We start from the raw sequence: 19,348 nt of genomic DNA, 5'->3' as shown, positions 1-19,348 counted from the left end.
GGACTGCGGAGTACTGGGTGGAGTAAATCCGTCCAGCCGGCGCTGTCTCATATATTTATCAGAGAAAAACATACAAAACTCTACTGCTATATGCTAAGAAGATTTCTCTTCCTAATTTTAATTAGTTGTTCTTAGCTGCTGCTTTTGCTTCTTTAATCTTCTCAGTCAGCATCGGAACGATCTTGTTTAAGTCACCTACTACGCCGTAGTCAGCAACATCGAAGATCGGAGCAGACTCATCTTTGTTGATAGCAACGATGATGTCAGACTCTTCCATACCTGCCAGATGCTGGATAGCACCGGAGATACCGATTGCAAAGTATACGTTCGGGCGAACAGTCTTACCTGTCTGACCTACCTGAAGATCCTTCGGCTTCCAGCCAGCATCTACAACTGCACGAGAGCAGCTTACGGTACCGCCGATAGCCTCTGCCAGATCATCCAGAATCTTGAAGTTCTCCGGGCTTCCTACGCCACGACCGCCGGATACAAGGATCTTAGCATCCATGATATCAACGGTGTTGGATACAGCCTTAACAACTTCCAGAATATCAACATATTTGTTGTTCTTTGTGAATCCCGGATTGAACTCAGTAACAACAGCTTTTTTGCCAGCTTCCTTCGGAGCCTTCTGCATAACACCCGGACGAACGGTTGCCATCTGCGGACGGAAATCCGGGCAAGCGATGGTAGCGATGGTGTTGCCGCCGAATGCCGGACGAGTCATAAGCAGCTGATTGTGCTTTGTCTCTCTACCCGGAACCGGATTCATCGGGAAATCACCGATATCAAGTTTTGTACAGTCTGCAGTCAGACCTGTATGGATTCTAGCGCAAACACGCGGACCAAGGTCACGACCGATTGCAGTAGCACCGATCAGGAAGATTTCCGGTTTGAACTCTTCAATAACAGATGCGATTGCATGTGTGTACGGCTCTGTACGGTACTCTTTTAACTCCGGATCGTCTACAACGATAACCTTGTCTGCACCGTACTCTGCTAACTGATCTGCAAGACCCTTAACGTCAGAACCAACTAAAACAGCGGTTACCTCTACTCCTAAATCTTTTGCTAATTCTTTACCTTTGCCAATCAGCTCAAAAGCGATATTGCTGATAACATTATCCACCTGCTGTGCAAAGACAAATACGCCCTTATATGCTTCTAAGTTGTTCATCTTATTCACCACTCTTTTCTATAAAATAATTAGATAATGTGTTTCTCTGCCAGTTTGCCAACGATATAATCTGCGGAAGCTGCCGGATCAAGTTCTACTTTCTCGCCAGCACCCTTTCTTACCTTATCGGAAGCTTTTGCGATCTGTGTCGGTGATCCCTTCAGACCAAGGTTGGAATCCTCAACCTCTTTCAGATCTTTTCTGCCCCAAACGGTGATCTCTTTTGCATATGCATCAAAGATTCCGCCCGGAGTCATATAACGCGGCTCGTTTAACTCTGCAAGAGCGGTTAAAAGACACGGAAGCTGTGCTTTTACTACATGATATCTATCATCATACTGACGCTCAACTACGATGTATTTCTCAGCTTCGTTTACTTCACGAATCTTCTGAGCGTAGCTGATTACCGGAAGGCCAAGGTGCTCGGAGATCTGCGGACCTACCTGAGCGGTATCGCCATCGATAGCCTGACGGCCAGTAATGATTAAGTCATAATCCAGGTTGCGAAGTGCGCCTGCGATTGTCTGGGAAGTAGCCCAGGTATCTGCACCACCAAGTACACGGTCAGTTACAAGAACACCATTGTCTGCGCCCATAGCCATAGCCTCGCGAAGAACCTCTTCAGCCTTCGGAAGACCCATAGTAACTACGGTAACTTCTGCACCATACTGATCTTTTAAGCGAAGCGCTGCCTCCAGACCTGCTTTATCATCTGGGTTCATGATTGCCAGCATTGCGCTTCTGTCAAGAGTACCATCCGGGTTAAATTTAACTCCGCCTTTGGTATCCGGAACCTGTTTTACACAAACTACAATTTTCACGGTATTTTCACTCCTTATTTTTTTCTTTTTTCTCTAGGACTGAGATTGTTCTGATTTCTCTGCAGACTGAATTATTTTAACAGATCAGCGGAGATAACCATTCTCTGAACCTCAGATGTACCCTCGTAGATCTCAGTGATCTTAGCATCACGCATCATACGCTCTACGTCGTACTCTCTCGTGTAGCCGTAACCACCGTGAAGCTGTACAGCCTTGGTTGTAACTTCCATAGCAACCTCTGCTGCATACAGTTTAGCCATAGCTGCTTCTACAGAATAGGTTTTCTGTGTCTTCTTAGCAACGGCTGCTCTGTAAACAAGGAGCTGAGCTGCTTTAACTTTGGTAGCCATATCTGCCAGCTGGAACTGAGTGTTCTGGAACTGACCGATAGCACGACCAAACTGTTTTCTCTCTTTTACATAATCAACAGTTCTCTCAAGAGCGCCCTCTGCAAGACCAAGTGCCTGGGAAGCGATACCGATACGTCCGCCATCCAGGGTATGCATAGCGATGTGGAAACCTTTGCCCTTCTGGCCAAGCAGGTTCTCTTTCGGGATACGGCAATCTGTGAAGATCAGCTCGTATGTAGCAGATCCACGGATACCCATCTTCTTCTCTTTGGTACCGAAGGTGAAGCCCGGAGTTCCTTTCTCTACGATAAATGCAGAGATCTCTTTTTTCTTTCTGCCCTTTACTTCAACAACGCCTGTTACAGCGATGATAACGTAAATGTCAGCCTCTTTACCATTGGTAATGAAAACTTTGGAGCCGTTTAATACCCACTCGTCGCCGTCTAATACAGCCTTGGTCTGCTGACCCTGAGCATCTGTACCAGCACCCGGCTCAGTAAGACCGAAAGCACCAAGCTTCTCGCCCTTAGCAAGCGGAACCAGGTATTTCTGTTTCTGCTCTTCAGTACCGAAAGTCTGGATCGGATCGCAGCACAGAGATGTGTGTGCAGATACGATAACGCCGGTAGTACCACAAACTTTGGAAAGCTCCTCAACGCACATAGCGTATGTTAACGGATCACAGCCCTGTCCGCCATACTCCTTCGGAACCGGGATGCCCATGAAGCCAAGCTTCTGCATCTTTTTAACGGTTTCCTCCGGGAAGTGCTCTGTCTCGTCAACTTCCTGTGCCAAAGGTTTTACTTCGTTCTCGGCGAAGTCATGGAATAACTTTCTCGCCATTTCATGCTCTTTACTTAATGTAAAATCCATGTGTCTATTCCTCCATCATTTTCTTATATACGCTTAAGAGGCGGCTTTAAGCGCCGCCCCGTTGCGGTTCTTAAAAATCTGGTACTCTATTATGTTTTCATCTGGTCAAGAAGCCAGACTTATGTACATATTAGTTGTACTTGTAGAAGCCTTCGCCAGACTTACGGCCAAGCTTGCCGCCGCGAACCATCTTTCTAAGAAGCGGCTGCGGACGGTACTTCGGGTCACCAGTCTCAGACTGAAGTACTTCCATGATAGCCAGAACAACGTCCAGACCTACCAGGTCGCCCAGTTCAAGCGGTCCCATCGGATGGTTAGCACCCAGCTTCATAGCGGTATCGATACCCTCTACAGAAGCCTCGCCCTCAGCGTAGATACCGATAGCTTCGTTGATCATCGGGATGAGGATACGGTTTACTACGAAACCAGCGCCCTCTTCTACCTGTACCGGGATCTTGCCGATCTCTTCAGAGATCTTCTTAACTTTGTCAACAATCTCTACCGGAGTGTTTAAGCCTGCGATAACCTCAACCAGCTTCATAACCGGAGCCGGGTTGAAGAAGTGCATACCGATAACCGGGCGGTCAAGACCTGCACCGATCTCAGTAATGGACAGAGAAGAGGTGTTGGTAGCGAATATGCAGTCTGCCTTGCAGATAGCGCCCAGCTCTTTGAAGGTCTGTTTTTTGATCTCCATGTTCTCGATTGCTGCCTCAACTACGAGATCGCAGTCGCTGCAGATAGTCTTAACGCCGGTATGGATTCTGGCAAGGATCTTGTCTGCATCCTCTTTTGCCATCTTTCCTTTTGCTACTCTCTTCTCAAAGTTCTTGGAAATTTTCAGTTTGCCGTTGGAAGCAAACTCTTCGTTAATATCACACAGGCATACTTCATATCCATCTACCTGGGCAAATGCCTGAGCAATTCCGGAACCCATGGTTCCTGCACCAATAATACCAACTTTCATGACAAATCCTCCTGAAATTATACAACTATAATTTAACTAACTATCTATTGTTAAACTGCTCCACTTTCCGTTTCTCAAGGAATGCTTGCATACCGTTCTTCTGATCTTCTGTCTCGAAGCATCCGCCAAACAGTTTTTCCTCGATCACGATAGCCTGATCCATATCAGTCTGAAGTCCGTCGTTCATCGCCTTCTTGCTGTTTCTGACAGCGATCGGAGCCATCTTTGCGATAGCGCCTGCCAGCTTCTTCGCAGCCGGCATCAGCTCTTCCTGTGTATAAACAGCATTTACAAGTCCGACACGGTATGCCTCATCCGCTTTGATGTTGCGGGACGCAAATACCATCTCTTTTGCCTTGCCCGGTCCGATGAGACGTGCGAGTCTCTGTGTACCGCCGAAGCCTGGTGTGATACCAAGACCTACTTCAGGCTGTCCGAATAATGCATTGTCCGAGCAGATACGGATATCACAGCTCATGGCAAGCTCATTGCCGCCGCCGAGTGCGAAACCGTTTACTGCCGCGATAACCGGAACCGGGAAAGTTTCGATCTTGCGGAAAATATCGTTGCCGAATTTACCGAAGTGCTCGCCCTGCTCCTTGGTCATCACGCTCATAGCAGCGATGTCAGCACCGGCTACGAAAGATTTCTCTCCTGCGCCGGTCAGGATAATTGCACGAATTTCGGAAAGGTCTACTGCATCAAATGCAGCTTCAATATCCTTCAGCACATCCTCGTTTAACGCGTTCAGTGCCTTCGGACGATTAATAGTTATGACTGCGACGTGTCCGTCTACCTCATAGTCTACAAATCCCACTTCCAGTTCCTCCTAAAAAGCTCTTGAATTGAAATACGTAAAACCAGAAACAGCCGGAGCGCCGGGGATAAGCCCCGACGACTCCGGTTCTGCGTCAGAAATTAGTCTCTCTCAACGATCGTTGCGCAGCCCATGCCGCCACCGATACACAGAGTAGCCAGACCCTTCTTAGCGTCACGTTTCTGCATCTCGTATAACAGAGTTGTCAGGATACGGCAGCCAGATGCTCCTACCGGATGTCCGATAGCGATTGCACCGCCGTTTACGTTCAGGATGTCTTTGTTGAAGCCAAGGTCACGAGCTACAGCGATAGACTGAGCTGCGAATGCCTCGTTTGCCTCGATCAGGTCGAAGTCTTCTACCTTCCAGCCTGTCTTCTTCAGAACTTTCTTGGTAGCTGCAACCGGTCCAATACCCATGATGCTCGGATCTACACCGCCCAGAGCGCCTGCTACCCATGTAGCCATCGGTTTGATACCCAGTTCTTTTGCTTTCTCTTCGCTCATAACAACTACAGCTGCTGCACCATCGTTGATGGAGGAAGCGTTACCAGCTGTTACACGTCCGTCTTTCTTGAATGCCGGACGAAGCTTGCCAAGAATCTCTACAGTGGAACCCGGACGCGGACCCTCATCGGTATCTACGATAACAGTCTCTTTTTTCTTCTTAACTTCGATCGGAACGATCTCGTCTTTGAAACGTCCAGCCTCGATAGCTGCGCAAGCCTTCTGCTGGCTAGCTGCTGCAAACTCATCGAGTTCTTCTCTTGTGATACCCCACTGATCGCAGATGTTCTCAGCGGTGATACCCATGTGGTAATCGTTGAATGCATCCCACAGAGCGTCATTTACCATGGTGTCGATCATGGTCGCATTGTTCATACGGTATCCGTAACGAGCCTTCATCAGAGCATACGGAGCTGCGGACATGTTCTCTGCACCACCAGCTACTACGATGTCAGCATCGCCTGCAAGGATCATATCTGCTGCTGCGTTTACAGCATTCAGACCAGAACCGCAAACCACGTTCAGGGTAACTGCCGGAACTTCTACCGGAAGACCAGCTTTCAGAGACATCTGACGTGCTACGTTCTGACCAAGGCCAGCCTGGATAACACATCCCATGTATACGTGATCAACCTGCTCCGGAGCAACGCCTGCTCTCTTCAGAGCCTCCTTGATAACTACGGCACCCATCTCAGCTGCTGGAACAGTACTGAGCTGGCCACCCATAGAACCTACTGCGGTACGGCATGCACTTGCAATTACGACTTTCTTAGACATTGAAAAAATCCTCCTTGAAAATGATCCACCACGTAAATAACACAACTGCAGTAAATAGTAAAATAGTGATAAATATGATAGTGTATTTGTATCTTAACACCCCACGCGGCTCCTGTCAAATAATTATCAATGGATTTATAAAGATTTAAGATTCTCATTTTTCCGCGTACAATCCACTTATTTCTACATCGTTCTGATCGCCTTTAGGCGGAATGCACAATTTTTTTCTTCCGTTTTCTCAATAAAAGTGGTCTTCTCTGGCATTATAACCAACGTGGTATTTTGTTTGTGAATTAATAGACAAAGTCATTCTTCTTCTATTTACATACACTTATATCTGTAATTCATAAATATGAATATGTCGTCATTTTCCCCTATTTTGTCCTCCGCCTCTTTCGTTGACAAGGGGTAGTGGAGATGATACACTGATAAACAACGGGGGATGTCCGAATCACGCATTTGTACGGACTTCTTCATATTATTAAAAAGGACAAGGTGAATAAGTATGGATTACAAGAAACTGTATGCAGAAAAGCTGGTTTCCGCTGAAAAAGCTGCTTCCGTCGTTAAATCTGGCGACTGGGTTGACTATGGCTGGACCACCGGCACTCCGGTAGCAGTCGATGCTGCTATCGCAAAACGTCTTCCGGAACTGGAGAATGTAAACTTCCGCGGCGGTATCCTGATGTGGGTACCGGAGATCTTCAAGATCGAAAACCCGGCAGCTCATATGACCTGGAACTCCTGGCACATGAGCGGTATCGAGAGAAAGGCAATCGCACAGGGATTCAGCTTCTATGCTCCGATCCGTTATTCCGAGCTTCCGAGATACTATCGTGAGTCCGCAACCAAACCGGATGTAGCTGTATTCCAGGTCGCTCCGATGGACGAGCACGGTTATTTCAACTTCGGACCAAATGCTTCCCATATGGCAGCCTGCTGCGAGACTTCCAAGGTTGTCATCGTAGAGGTCAATGAAAATATGCCGGTCTGCCTCGGCGGATTTGAGAACGGCGTTCATATCTCCAACGTAGACATGATCGTAGAGGGCAGCAACCCGACCATCGCAGAGATGGGAGGCGGCGCAGCAGCGACTGATGTCGATGAAGCAGTTGCAAAACTGATCGTAGACGAGATCCCGGATGGTGCCTGCTTACAGTTAGGTATCGGCGGTATGCCGAACGCAGTTGGTTCCCTGATTGCGAAATCTGACTTAAAGGATCTGGGTGTTCACACCGAGATGTACGTTGACGCATTCGTTGATATTGCCGCAGCCGGCAAGATCACAGGCGCTCACAAAGCACTGGACAAAGGCCGTCAGGTATACGCATTCGGCGCTGGTACCAAGAAACTGTATGACTACTTAAACAACAACCCGGCCTGCATGAGTGCTCCGGTTGATTACACCAACGACGTCCGCACCATCGCAGCCCTGGACAACTTCATGTCCATCAACAACGCGGTTGACCTCGACCTCTTCGGTCAGGTAAATGCAGAGTCCGCAGGAATCAAGCACATCAGCGGTGCAGGCGGACAGCTTGACTTCGTTCTGGGCGCTTACCTGTCCAAGGGCGGAAAGAGCTTCATCTGCTGCTCCTCCACCTTCAAGAACAAGGCTGGCGAGCTGCAGTCCCGTATTCTCCCGACTTTAAATCAGGGTTCCATCGTAACCGATACACGTGCAAACCTGCACTACCTGGTAACTGAGTACGGTAAAGTAAACTTAAAGGGTCTTGCAACCTGGCAGAAATGCGAGGCTATCATCTCCGTTGCACATCCGCAGTTCCGCGATCAGCTGATTAAGGAAGCTGAGAAGATGCATATCTGGAGACAGAGCAATAAGATCTGATAAGGACTCAAGATCTGATAAAATCGGCAGAATTCGGAGACAAAATCCAGCAAACCATCTATGGTATCTGAAACTCCCGGTTCTCCGATACACCAGATACGTTTATTTTCTAAAAAAAGTGCTTTTCCTCTCAAGAAATTTTCTTCGAGAAGAAAGGCACTTTTTTATTTATACTTTTTTCTTATAGTTTTTGTTCTACAAGTCTCTGTCTACCATCCGCTACTGTTCCAGAGACTTCCACCGGAAGTTCGGAATCACATCCGACCACTTATTAATTCCGATGATTGATTTTGCAAAATTCGAAGTTTCCAGCGTGTATCTCTTCTGATCAATGTCGTGGAAAACTCTCCAGAGCTTTCGATCCTTTACCGCTACAATCTCATTGCCCTGATTCATATCACAGGACCACAGACCGAAGCTTAAGCCTGCCCTTACCTCTGACGGCGCATCGACCTGACGACTCAGAATGTACGCGTCGATATACGGGTTACTGTCCACGATATAGTAAGAATATGCAAATGCTGCCGCCTGGATATCCGACACATCGCCGCGCGTCAGACTCTGTGCAGTAAATCCTTCCTCCGTCAGAATGACATGGCGCACCTCGCCAGATGCTGTCTTCATCGAATCCTGATTCAGATAATCGGTCAGTACATGCAGGTTTGCAAAGTTGACAACCGGTGAATCTGCACTCTCGGTTACCAGCCCCGTTGCCGGATCATCCCAGAATTCCGGTTCCGTCATCGGGTACGGATACGGATGGTAGGCAATGCCCCAGTCCATCTGGCCTTCCGTTACTGCCAAGGCGTTAAACGTATCAACAATGCCTTTGCCCGTATAATGCACCTGATCGTTCAGGTTCTCATACGGAGCTCCCCACCAGAAATCAAGTGAAAAATAAACCCGGTCATTCGCGCTTGTGCTCTTGATCGCCGTGTAGAACGTGCGGAATGCCTGCTGATACGTGGATACATATGTATTCAAATCTGCCGGTCCCATGTAGTTCCAAATCTGGTTGTTGATCTCATTGCCCAGAATCCAGTTGGAAATCTTCGCATAATTTGAATTATGATTCTTGCCGCTGTAACGATCCGCCAAAAACGCGAAGATCGCACGCGTTGTCTCAAATCCTTCCTGTGTCTTCGTGTTAAACATATAATAATTGGCGCTCGAAGATTTCGCAGTTCCCGCATGAACCAGTTCCGGGTGCGCGTCATTCCAGTCATTTAAAACGATCGCCGTCACGGATATATCTTTTCCGACATATGTACTGATCACCTTGTCATAATTTTCAACCACCGACTTATTAAAATGATACGTTTTTCCATCGTACTCATAATCAATGCCACTTCCTAAAAACTGGGAAAATGCGATATTGACCGCCACATGTTTGACACCCAGTGTAAATGCATCGTTGAGCATATTTAACTGGATATTCAAGCCCTTTTTCGTCAGCGGCGTCTTAAACGCATCCTGATTGGATGCAACCACCTCCGGATTTGTGATATAATGTGCCACGCCAACTGCCGTAAATGTAGTTCCGTCAAACACTGCCGGAACAAACCGGCTGTAAAGGCGGTCCTGGGCAGTTCCCTTGTTTAAAGGAATCGAGACGGTCCTCGTTTCCCCTGCGCCTACGCTGCTGACATAATCAGTCCGGCTTCCAATCTCCGACTCATACGGCCGCAATTCAAACAGATAAATCTTTCCGTCCGTCCCCGTTGTATCACCGTTGCTTGAAAGTGAAATATCCACTGTATTCTGCCCCGAACCAATCAGACAGGAGCCGATCGAAGCGGTTATCTGAAACGTCTGCGCCGCCAGTGCTGTGAACGCAGCCGCCACACTCAGGCAGACCGCTGCAGCCAGGACAAGCGCCGTTTTCATCCATTTTTTCATCCTGTTCCTTCCTTTCCGTCTAATATCCTATGGTATTTGATCATACTTCATTCTTCCGTCAGATTCAATTACTATTTTATTAAGGATTATTACAACTATTTTGGAAATCCTGTATGATTCCCAGCATTTTATCTTTTCCAAGCCTTGATTTCTTTCTTATTCCTATTCTTTTACCACTTGCAAATATTGGTTTTATATATAAATCCCTTAGAGCCGCAAGTTTAAAAAGCTACAGTTTCCGGAACCATCAAGTATTCCTTCCGCCATAGCTTTTTGATATTACCGATTATTTAGTTCTTAATGCCCTCATCGCATTTAAAATTGCAATGACGGAAACACCGACGTCCGCAAACACGGCTTCCCACATATTAGCCACTCCAGCCGCGCCCATCAGAAGCACAACCGCCTTAACCGCCAGGGCAAACACGATATTCTGGTGCGCGATTGCCATTGTCTTGCGTCCGATTTTAACCACACCTGCAATCTTCGCCGGGTTATCATCCATCAGGACAATGTCCGCCGCCTCGATCGCCGCGTCACTTCCCATGCTTCCCATTGCAATACCGACATCTGCGCGGGAGAGAACCGGTGCATCGTTGATGCCGTCGCCGACAAATGCCAGCTTCCGCTTTCCGGTCATCTCCGCCAGCATCTCCTCGACCTTCTGCACCTTATCCGCCGGAAGCAGCTCCGTGTACGCCTGATCGATGCCAACCTTCGCAGCCACCGCCTCTCCGACCGCTTTCCGGTCGCCCGTCAGCATAACAGTACGGCGGATTCCAGCCGCCTTCAGTCCACGGATCGCATCCTCCGTCTCCGGCTTGATCGTATCGGCAATCAGGATACTTCCGGCAAATTTTCCGTCCTTTGCCAGATAAATCACAGTGCCGATGCCGTCGCATTCCTGATACGGTATATTTTTACTCTTCATCAGGCGTCCATTACCCGCCAGAACTATGTGACCGTCGATCGTTGTCTCGATACCATGACCGGAAATCTCGTTGGTTTCACCGATGCGGGTTAAGTCGATCAGGGGTTTGCGTACCACTCCCTGCACACCCTCTTTGGACTGCACCTCTTTTATTGTGTCATTGTCAGTATCCAGAACGATTTCTGCTGTTCCCGCATTCGCCTTTTGAGTTTCTGCTTCTGCCAAACTGCCTTTTCTCTCACGATACGCCTCCCGTATCGATTCCGCGATCGGATGCGTCGAATAATTCTCGGCATACGCCGCCAGCTCCAGAAGCTCATCCTCACTGATTCCCGCCGGATGCAGCTCCGTCACTTTAAACTCGCCCTTCGTCAGGGTGCCTGTCTTATCAAATACAACCGTATCCAGCTCCGAAACTGCCTCCAGATAATTGCTTCCCTTGACTAACACACCGATGCGGGATGCAGCACCAATGCCGCCAAAGAAGCTAAGCGGAACCGAAATCACCAGCGCACACGGGCAGGAAATTACCAGGAAAATACAAGCTCTCTGAATCCACTCGCCAAATTCTCCGCCCAGCACAATCGGCGGCACAAATGCCAAAGCAACCGCCGCGATCACGACCACCGGCGTATAATATCTGGCAAACCGGGTGATAAAGTTCTCCACCTTCGCCTTCTTGCTGCTGGCATTCTCCACCAGCTCCAGAATCCGCGCCACCGTCGAATCATCAAATTCTTTCGTCACGCGCACCCGCAGAAGCCCGCTGCCATTGACACATCCGCTGATGATTTCATCCCCGGCTGCCGCACGGCGCGGTACCGATTCACCAGTCAGCGCCGAGGTATCGATCATCGATTCACCCTCTACCACCACGCCATCCAGCGGAATCCGCTCTCCCGGCTGTACCACGATGATGTCATCCACTTCCACATCATCCGGATCGACCTGCTCTATCTGTCCATCTTTTTCAATATTGGCATATTCCGGGCAGATATTCATGAGATCGCTGATCGACTGGCGCGAACGGTTGACCGCATAACTCTGAAACAGCTCGCCAACCTGATAGAACAGCATAACCGCAACCGCCTCAGAAAACTCGCCCACACCGAACGCCCCGAACGTCGCTACTGTCATGAGGAAATTCTCATCAAACACCTGACCATTTTTAATCCCCCGGAACGCCTTGTATACAATATCCCATCCAATAATCAGATACGGAATTAAAAATACGACTAACTCTGTCCACGGCTGCGGCATTCCGGCAAATACATTCATTTTTTTCGCTGCTGCCGCCGCGATATATACGATTGCCGCCGCGACGATCCGCTTCAGCATCGTTTTCTGCTTCTGATTCATAAAGCCTCCCTTCATTCTGGAAACACGTTCCCTGAAAAAAAAGATATAGGAAAATGTGCCGGCACAGCTCATTTGCCTATATCTTTTTACTTTGCCCTTCTGTGCATTACACAATCTGATTTTATTCTTTTAAAAAGCAGCTTTTGATCCGATTATTCCTTTTCCAATTTTACATATTAATAATGCAGTCCGGTTCCACCTTCTTGCACACTTCTACAACCTCTTTCATGATCTCGTCGAAACGTGCGTCATCCGCATCGATCGTCATTTTCTGCATCATAAAACTGACACTCGCATCATTGACTCCATCCAGCTTCTTGATCGCATCCTCCATCTTTGCTGCACAGTTTGCACAATCCAGATCAGTTAATTTAAATTTCTTCTTCATGATAATCCTCCTCTTTTTATTGAGTTATAAATTTTTAATGTTTGCTTTCCGAGACCTGCAATTTTTTCTTTACAGATAGCACCGCTTTCACATTCATTCAATCCATTATCATCATTCAAGGAACGTGCTATTCTTTAATATGCTCAAAGCCCTGGTTGATAATCCGGTAAACATGGTCGTCTGCCAGCGAATAGAACACCGACTTTCCGTCCCGGCGGCTCTTGACAAGCTGCGACTGCTTGAGAATCCGAAGCTGATGCGAAATCGCCGACTGCGTCATATTAAGCAGCTGTGCAATGTCGCAGACACACATCTCCGACTCAAACAGCACAAACAAAATCCGGATCCGCGTCGAATCACCAAATACCTTAAACAGCTCCGCCAGATCATACAAATCATCGTCATCCGGCAGCATTCCCCGGACCGACTGCACAACCTCATCGTGAACAGCACACTCCTCACAGCACTCTACATCATGAATTGCCATCCAATTTCTCCCTTCATGCTACGCGTTTCTGCCCTGCTTCACTGCTTCTTTCGTGAAAGCAGTCTGCAGGATTTTATCAAGATTTCTTTGAAATATTTTTCTTTATATGAATCATTGTTCATATGTTCATTATATGAATGTAACTGGGAAATGTCAAGAAATATTTGTGGGAATTTAAAAGGAGTAAATGAAATGTTTTCTCAATTATAAAATGCTGCAAAAAAGACTGTTCATACAGACAAAATCCACTAAGTAATGCGCGTAAATGTGCTTCTTTCTGCCCGGATTACAGATGATACTCTGTAATCCTGCACAGTTCAAATATCTATTCTCTACATCCTATGCTTTTTTGTCTATTTATGAACAGTCCGTTCTTTTTTATTCATTATTATATATCTTTTGCAGTTTATTTTTTTGACACTGCTTGAGCTATATTATCCATTGGTTATCCATCGTCTGATGATCTTTTGCCTCTTTCTGCAACCCCGACTTAGACTTCTAATAGAATCTCTCCTCGCCCGGAATCGCATCCAAATGTTCCTGCCATTTCTCAGCCGGTACATCATGAACCGATACCGTCACAACCTTCGGATCCTTCTTTAATTCTTCTGATACCAGCGTTCTGACCTTCTCAGCCAGCGCTGCCTTCTCTTCCCGGCTCCGTCCCGGGTACATAGATATTGCAATGTGTGGCATGATTTTCCTCCTTTGTACTAATAGCACTCTTCCAAAATATCCAAGATTTCCGCGTGCGTCAGCTGCCGATACCCGCCGTCATTACGGATACATGAATCAGCAATCGTTTTCAGCAGGCTCTGATCTGTGATCCCCAGTTCCCGCAGCGTCCCCGGCAAACCAATCTCATGAATAAACGCCTGCAATGCATCAATTCCGCCAAATGCCAGTTCTTCCTCATCGCCGCCATCTGGTGACATTCCCCAGACATTTACGGCAAATTTCACAAATTTCTTGATGCCGTCCCGGCAAATTCGACGATAATACGCCGGATGGAGCACGCCAAGTCCCATGCCGTGGTTGCAGTCCGTGTAAGCCCCCATCTGATGTTCAATCATATGCGCCTCAAAATCACACTGTTTTCCTAATTTGATAATGCCAATCTCCGCCATCGTGGACGCCCACATCAGGTTGCTGCGCGCCTCATAATTTTCCGGTTCCCGGATCGCCACCGGCAGGTTCGCAATAATACTCCGCATCAACGCCTCCGAGATCGCATCCGAAAGATTATCCTCATCCGGTGCACTGAAATATGTCTCCATCACATGGCTGAGCATATCAAAACCGCCCGCTGCCGTCTGGAGTGGAGAAACCGTGTAGGTATATTTCGGGTCCATCATCGCAAACACCGGATTGCAGCGCGGATAATTCCGGCTCGTCTTAATTTTCTGTTCCTCATGGGTGATTACACCCTCGCCATTGACCTCGCTTCCAGTGCCGACCACGGTCACAATCACGCCCACCGGAACCGGCTCAAAATCAATCTCGCCCTTTTTGATCCAGTATTCCTCCCAGACGTCCTTGTCCGTCGCAGCCGCCATTGAGATCGCCTTGCTGCAGTCCATGACCGAACCGCCGCCCACTGCCAGAATCAGATCTACCTGATTTTCCTGTACGACTTTTTTCCCTTCCATCACCTTGCTGTAGGTCGGATTCGGCATGATGCCTGAAAATTCTATCACCTGTTTTCCAGCCAGCTTTAAGACATCCATCACTTCCTGATAAATGCCATTCGTCTTGATCGAGCCGCCGCCATATGCCAGCATCACCGTTTCCCCATACGGCTTCACCGCCTCCAGCAGGTGCTCTTTCACACAGCCTCCGCCAAAATAAATCTTTGTCGCATTTTCAAATGTAAACGCCCGCATCGTTCCCTGTCCTTTCTGAACCCGTTCCGGCAAATGCTTTTGCATCCGCCTGATGTTCTGCCTTCTTCTTTGTAGATATGTTTTTTTGAATCTTTATTTTGATTATTTTTCTCCTTTATCTCAGATTCATCAAATGTTCAGCTATAACTCACGCTAGATTTGACAAGTTCTCTGTAAGTGTTCATATTATATCACGATTCGCATCTTCGATGCTTACCGCTGCTGACGCAGCTATCGTGATCGCCATTCGCCGTTCGCCATAAATCTACAAGCAGCTCTCTGGCTCACTTGCGCTCATTATATCATATTACCTTTTTACATTCTATCTTTTTCAGAAATTTCACGCATATATTTTCATTTTTATGAATAAAGTTGCACAAACTTATATCTGCGTGTCATTTTTATTCCCCCATCCACTTCCAAAATATTTTCCGAAATTTATGATTTCTTCACATTCCGAACATACTTTTATCACATTTTTTCGATATAGTAATACGCGTAAAGGCAAAAGACCTTTCATAATATACTTTTTCATACCTACGCCGACAGGAGTCCGTTCCTGTCGGCTCCTCCTATTTTAAGGGATATATCTACTCAAGCGGGCAGTTTCATGATAAAATAAACACACAAATAGAATCATCTCTCAAACACAGATTCTATGTTAAATTTACAATAAAAATAGCTGCATGAATCACATATATTAGGAGGAACTTCTCATGAAACACGAACTGACGCAGGAAGAAATCCTGGTTGAAATAAAAGACATTCTATCAGAATACGTAGAAATCACCCGCCCGCTGACACCGGCTGACCGCCTGATCGACGATCTGGGGCTGGATTCATTTTTGATCGTATACTTTATCACAGAGATCGAAGACTGCTTCGAGATCGATATTCCGGAAACGGATTTTATCGAGTTTGTCACGGTCAGGGATCTCTGCGAACGGATTCAGCTGGAAATAAAAAAGCACTCCACTTATTAATACCAGCGTGTCATCGGCAAGTCATTATTAATTCCTTTTGTAAATAAAATCTGGTGCAGACGCAGATTTTCCATATCCAGGATATAAAATCCATCTGCTGAACCACAAGAAATCATTTCCCAGAGACTTAGAACCATTACGCCCGGGAAAATATATTTTTTAATCCACGAATCGCCCGGATGTTCCTCCAGCACACTGATAAATTGCAGCAGAAACAGTCCGTTCCTTCCATCTTAACCTGAAATGGATACTCATCAAACTTTTGGTTATATCTGTCCCTGTTCTTTCAGATATGCCAGAAAACCCACACAGCCCTCCAGAACATCTTCATACGTCGCGTCAAAATCACCCGTATACCACGGATCTGCGATGTCACGGTCTGAACCTGCAAATGTGAGGAATTTATATATTTTCCCCTCCGGATCGCCTTTCAGCATCCGGTTTAAATTTCGGATATTGGCACTGTCCATACCTATGATATAATCAAATTTCTCATAATCCGCCCACGTCACCTGCCGCGCCCGGTGCGGCACCAGAGGAATTCCAACCTTCCTCAGCTTATTCACCGTCCCCCGGTGCGGTGGATTGCCGATTTCTTCGGTGCTTGTAGCGGCGCTGTCGATAAGGAAGTGGGCGGAAAGCCCTTGGGATGCGACTTTGTGGGTGAAGACACTTTGGGCTAGGGTGGAACGGCAGATGTTGCCGTGGCAAACAAATAATACTTTAATCATCTTTTTATATCTCCATTTAAATCTTGTATTTCTTCTCAAACGCTTGATATTTCAGGGTTTTCCGACTTTTGAGTTTTCCTTTCTTTTCAAGGTATCTTCTCAAATCTTCTCGTATTTTCTTGTGTTTTTCCCTGCAATCTTGGTAAATCCGTTGGTAAAGCAAGCGTCCTTACCAACGGGCTTTTTTAACTATTCGCTATCCGATATACTTCTTCCTTTGCATCATCAAAATTCACATGGGTGTAAGTGTTCAAGGTTACACTGATGTCTGCGTGACCCATGATATACTGCAAGGTTTTCGGATTCATCCCGGATTTTGCCATATTAGAGCAAAAGGTGTGCCTGCATACATGAGGGGTAACTTTCGGCATCTGGATACGGTAAATCCTGTTGTATTTCTGAATGATATGCTCCATGTACTTCTCCCAGTGAAGGGCAACCATCGGCATATCGTTTTTATCCAAAAATAAAAATCCAGCGTATCCTTCCACCATCGGTTCAACTTTTGGTGTCTTTCGGTTGGCAATAATTCTGCGAAAACACGCTGCGACAGCTTCCGTCATCGGCACATAGCGAATACCTTTGTCAGTTTTTGGTTCTTCAATTACATACTGCATCTGTGCAGTACGCTGTAACTGATGGTCTACCTTAATACGCATTTCTCCAAACTCAATCTCCGAAATCGTCAGCCCACAGAACTCTGAAATACGAAGCCCTGTGTGAAAAAGAATATAGATTGCATCATAGTATCTGCTGAAATGCTTATCCTCCTGAATAAACTTCAGCAAATCTCTCTGCTGCTTTCGGGTAATCGCTTCTCTGGTAACAGAATCATTAACAATGACGGATGCCAGCTCAAATTCAAATGGATTTTTGCGAAGCAGGTCATCATCTACTGCCATCTGAAATGCTGGTCTGAGAACTCCCCGGATCGAATGAATGGAACTGTATCCTCGTCCATCAATTTGTTGGAGCTTAATCAACCATGCCTTTGCGTCTGACAAACGCACCTTATCAATTCGCAGATTCCCAAAACTCTCTTTTTTCAGCATATTGATGACCGTTTTATATCCGGCAACCGTATTGTGACGAACTCCTGTTTTCAATGAAACATACTTTTCTACCAGTTCCAAAACAGTATAGTTGCCACCGTTGGTTACGATACGGTCAAACAAATCCGCTTCAATCTGTTTTTCTTTCTCACGCAGGGAAGGCTCCCGCTTCTTCCCTTTTGGCATTGGGTCATTCTTGTCCAAACGCCAACTATATACATTTTTCTCTTTTCCGTCCTCATCAATATAGCGGAACCGATACCTCCCATCTTTACGCTGGTACTCGCCCTCTCGCAAAATCCGATTACGGTTATCTCGTCTTTTCTCACTCATCGTGAACTCTCCTTTCAAAAAAGAGAGCCAGACTTGCGCTCTTATCATAGCACAAATCCAGCTCTCCGCATAGTTATATCATGTGAAATCGGTAAATCTGTCAGCTCTGTTTACACAGCAGTAGCCTGATCCAGATACCTCTCAAATTTCTCACGCTTAATGAGGGCACGATTGCCGTTCATCACATAAAAATCCTCATTGGGATGTGTGTCAATAAGCGTTCTCAATTTTCCTTCGCCGATATGATAATATCTGGCTGCTTCCTCAATGGTAAGCGTATATCTACGCCACACCGGAATATCCGAGTAATTTTTTCCTTCAATATTCATCTTATTATTCGCCATAGGCAGTTATCCTCCATGCATGAAAATAGCCAGACAGAGGGTGTCGGCAACGAAGTCCGGCAACGGGCTTCAAAAGACCTTGCAAACAATCTCAATCTGGCGATGGTTACTATTTATACTTTTCTTTTATTTTTCTGTTGTTTTGGTTGTTATAAGGGAGAAAAGCCCGGAAATAAGGGGTTTTTCCCGGCAACCGGCTCGGCAACGGGATAGCAACAGGGGGGGGCAACGGGCTGTCATTTTCAGAATGGAAGCTCCATCTGTTCTGTGACCTCCACAAAACCGTCCATCGTTTTTTCAGACGGGTTGCCGGAGTCCGTTGCCGGGTTTTCATGCACCCAGCCCTTTTGTCTGCCATATTCGGAAAACATTCTTGGGTTTGGGAAGTAGCGCCAGCCGGAAATGCACTGGTTCATAATCTCGTTGATTTCCCGGATTTCCCATTGCTTCGGCTCGTCAAAAGCATGGTTCAAGGCTTCCTTATAGAGCTGCTTGGAACAGACCATGCTCCCGGTGTACTTATCAAGATACGCCTGTATCATTCCGGCTTTGGTGTCCTCCGGCATAAAATCCCGCTGGTGTTCTTTGAGATACCGCTGCATGGCGGGGCTGAAAGCCAGCTTGAACCTGCCGCTTCGGTAAATCTCCATCGCTTCTGCCCACATCTGCTCGATATAGGCTCTGGAAGCAGCTTCGTCCTCCAAAATGTGAACCTCGGCTTGCTCCGGGTACACCATGACCGGGATAAAGCGGCGGTTGCCGGAACGATCAAGGGGCAGGAAGTCAAGGGCATTGGAAGTGCCGCCAAACACGCACTGACG

19 protein-coding genes and 1 pseudogene are annotated in these 19,348 nt (G+C 46.9%); 3 read left to right on the top strand and 17 right to left on the bottom strand.

The window, feature by feature from the left end; all coding sequences use genetic code 11:
- Positions 1 to 121: 121 nt before the first annotated feature.
- The 6 genes from DWZ76_RS10160 to DWZ76_RS10135 form a co-directional block, all read right to left on the bottom strand.
- The gene (locus DWZ76_RS10160; RefSeq protein WP_117796101.1) at positions 122 to 1,177 is read right to left on the bottom strand and encodes an electron transfer flavoprotein subunit alpha/FixB family protein; all 1,056 of its coding nucleotides are present in this window, start codon (positions 1,175 to 1,177) and stop codon (positions 122 to 124) included.
- A gap of 29 nt (positions 1,178 to 1,206) precedes the next feature.
- A complete protein-coding gene (locus tag DWZ76_RS10155; RefSeq protein WP_107001363.1) occupies positions 1,207 to 1,998 on the bottom strand; it encodes an electron transfer flavoprotein subunit beta/FixA family protein in 792 nt (263 codons plus the stop codon).
- A gap of 71 nt (positions 1,999 to 2,069) precedes the next feature.
- Complete coding sequence (locus DWZ76_RS10150; RefSeq protein WP_107001362.1) at positions 2,070 to 3,221, bottom strand: acyl-CoA dehydrogenase; 1,152 nt, start codon at positions 3,219 to 3,221, stop codon at positions 2,070 to 2,072.
- Positions 3,222 to 3,351: 130 nt separating this feature from the next.
- A complete protein-coding gene (locus DWZ76_RS10145; protein WP_117796102.1) occupies positions 3,352 to 4,188 on the bottom strand; it encodes a 3-hydroxyacyl-CoA dehydrogenase NAD-binding domain-containing protein in 837 nt (278 codons plus the stop codon).
- Between the two features lie 40 nt (positions 4,189 to 4,228).
- The gene (locus DWZ76_RS10140; RefSeq protein ID WP_022358585.1) at positions 4,229 to 5,005 is read right to left on the bottom strand and encodes an enoyl-CoA hydratase-related protein; all 777 of its coding nucleotides are present in this window, start codon (positions 5,003 to 5,005) and stop codon (positions 4,229 to 4,231) included.
- Between the two features lie 101 nt (positions 5,006 to 5,106).
- The gene (locus DWZ76_RS10135; RefSeq protein ID WP_022358586.1) at positions 5,107 to 6,288 is read right to left on the bottom strand and encodes an acetyl-CoA C-acetyltransferase; all 1,182 of its coding nucleotides are present in this window, start codon (positions 6,286 to 6,288) and stop codon (positions 5,107 to 5,109) included.
- 505 nt (positions 6,289 to 6,793) lie between these two features.
- On the opposite strand from DWZ76_RS10135, the gene DWZ76_RS10130 reads away from it, so the two are divergent.
- A complete protein-coding gene (locus DWZ76_RS10130) occupies positions 6,794 to 8,137 on the top strand; it encodes a butyryl-CoA:acetate CoA-transferase (protein WP_118472575.1) in 1,344 nt (447 codons plus the stop codon).
- 219 nt (positions 8,138 to 8,356) lie between these two features.
- Here DWZ76_RS10130 and DWZ76_RS10125 read toward each other — a convergent pair whose 3' ends face one another.
- The 6 genes from DWZ76_RS10125 to DWZ76_RS10100 all read right to left on the bottom strand — a co-directional run bounded on the left by DWZ76_RS10125 (position 8,357) and on the right by DWZ76_RS10100 (position 15,084).
- On the bottom strand, positions 8,357 to 10,036 hold the full coding sequence (locus DWZ76_RS10125; RefSeq protein WP_118472574.1) for a DUF5722 domain-containing protein: 1,680 nt from the start codon (positions 10,034 to 10,036) through the stop codon (positions 8,357 to 8,359).
- Positions 10,037 to 10,322: 286 nt separating this feature from the next.
- Positions 10,323 to 12,326, bottom strand: coding sequence for a heavy metal translocating P-type ATPase (locus DWZ76_RS10120; protein ID WP_118472624.1), 2,004 nt, complete (start codon positions 12,324 to 12,326; stop codon positions 10,323 to 10,325).
- A gap of 169 nt (positions 12,327 to 12,495) precedes the next feature.
- Entirely contained in the window at positions 12,496 to 12,714 is a 219-nt protein-coding gene (locus DWZ76_RS10115) for a cation transporter (protein ID WP_022358590.1), read from the bottom strand.
- 127 nt (positions 12,715 to 12,841) lie between these two features.
- The gene (locus DWZ76_RS10110) at positions 12,842 to 13,201 is read right to left on the bottom strand and encodes a metalloregulator ArsR/SmtB family transcription factor (protein WP_022358591.1); all 360 of its coding nucleotides are present in this window, start codon (positions 13,199 to 13,201) and stop codon (positions 12,842 to 12,844) included.
- A 498-nt stretch (positions 13,202 to 13,699) separates the two neighbouring features.
- The gene (locus tag DWZ76_RS10105; protein ID WP_117796107.1) at positions 13,700 to 13,897 is read right to left on the bottom strand and encodes a tautomerase family protein; all 198 of its coding nucleotides are present in this window, start codon (positions 13,895 to 13,897) and stop codon (positions 13,700 to 13,702) included.
- Between the two features lie 17 nt (positions 13,898 to 13,914).
- Positions 13,915 to 15,084: an iron-containing alcohol dehydrogenase gene (locus DWZ76_RS10100; RefSeq protein WP_118472623.1), complete on the bottom strand. Its 1,170-nt coding sequence runs from the start codon at positions 15,082 to 15,084 to the stop codon at positions 13,915 to 13,917.
- Positions 15,085 to 15,800: 716 nt separating this feature from the next.
- On the opposite strand from DWZ76_RS10100, the gene DWZ76_RS10095 reads away from it, so the two are divergent.
- Entirely contained in the window at positions 15,801 to 16,067 is a 267-nt protein-coding gene (locus tag DWZ76_RS10095) for a phosphopantetheine-binding protein (RefSeq protein ID WP_118472573.1), read from the top strand.
- On the opposite strand, the pseudogene DWZ76_RS10090 reads toward DWZ76_RS10095, so the two are convergent.
- The 4 genes and pseudogenes from DWZ76_RS10090 to DWZ76_RS10075 form a co-directional block, all read right to left on the bottom strand.
- Positions 16,064 to 16,288 (bottom strand): annotated as a pseudogene (locus DWZ76_RS10090) (SAM-dependent methyltransferase); the annotation flags it as partial. The gene DWZ76_RS10095 and the pseudogene DWZ76_RS10090 overlap by 4 nt on opposite strands.
- Before the next feature lie 45 nt (positions 16,289 to 16,333).
- Positions 16,334 to 16,798, bottom strand: a complete 465-nt coding sequence (locus DWZ76_RS10085) for a low molecular weight protein-tyrosine-phosphatase (RefSeq protein WP_118472572.1) — start codon at positions 16,796 to 16,798, stop codon at positions 16,334 to 16,336.
- A 185-nt stretch (positions 16,799 to 16,983) separates the two neighbouring features.
- Positions 16,984 to 18,183 carry a site-specific integrase gene (locus DWZ76_RS10080; RefSeq protein ID WP_066562017.1) on the bottom strand — a complete coding sequence of 400 codons (1,200 nt, stop codon included), beginning with the start codon at positions 18,181 to 18,183 and terminating at the stop codon, positions 16,984 to 16,986.
- 110 nt (positions 18,184 to 18,293) lie between these two features.
- Positions 18,294 to 18,527 (bottom strand): excisionase, encoded by a 234-nt coding sequence (locus DWZ76_RS10075; protein WP_016218019.1) that lies wholly within the window; start codon positions 18,525 to 18,527, stop codon positions 18,294 to 18,296.
- Positions 18,528 to 18,542: 15 nt separating this feature from the next.
- On the opposite strand from DWZ76_RS10075, the gene DWZ76_RS10070 reads away from it, so the two are divergent.
- Positions 18,543 to 18,740, top strand: a complete 198-nt coding sequence (locus DWZ76_RS10070) for a tweety protein (protein ID WP_082868657.1) — start codon at positions 18,543 to 18,545, stop codon at positions 18,738 to 18,740.
- Positions 18,741 to 18,769: 29 nt separating this feature from the next.
- Here the strand turns inward: DWZ76_RS10070 and DWZ76_RS10065 are convergent.
- Positions 18,770 to 19,348: virulence-associated E family protein (locus DWZ76_RS10065; RefSeq protein ID WP_243017810.1), on the bottom strand; the 579-nt coding region annotated here is incomplete at its 5' end.

This window comes from Clostridium sp. AF35-15 (genome assembly GCF_003477745.1).
Lineage (GTDB): Bacteria > Bacillota > Clostridia > Lachnospirales > Lachnospiraceae > Otoolea > Otoolea fessa.
The sequence above is the reverse complement of the archived record's forward strand: the minus strand, read 5'-3'. Positions and strand labels throughout refer to the sequence as shown.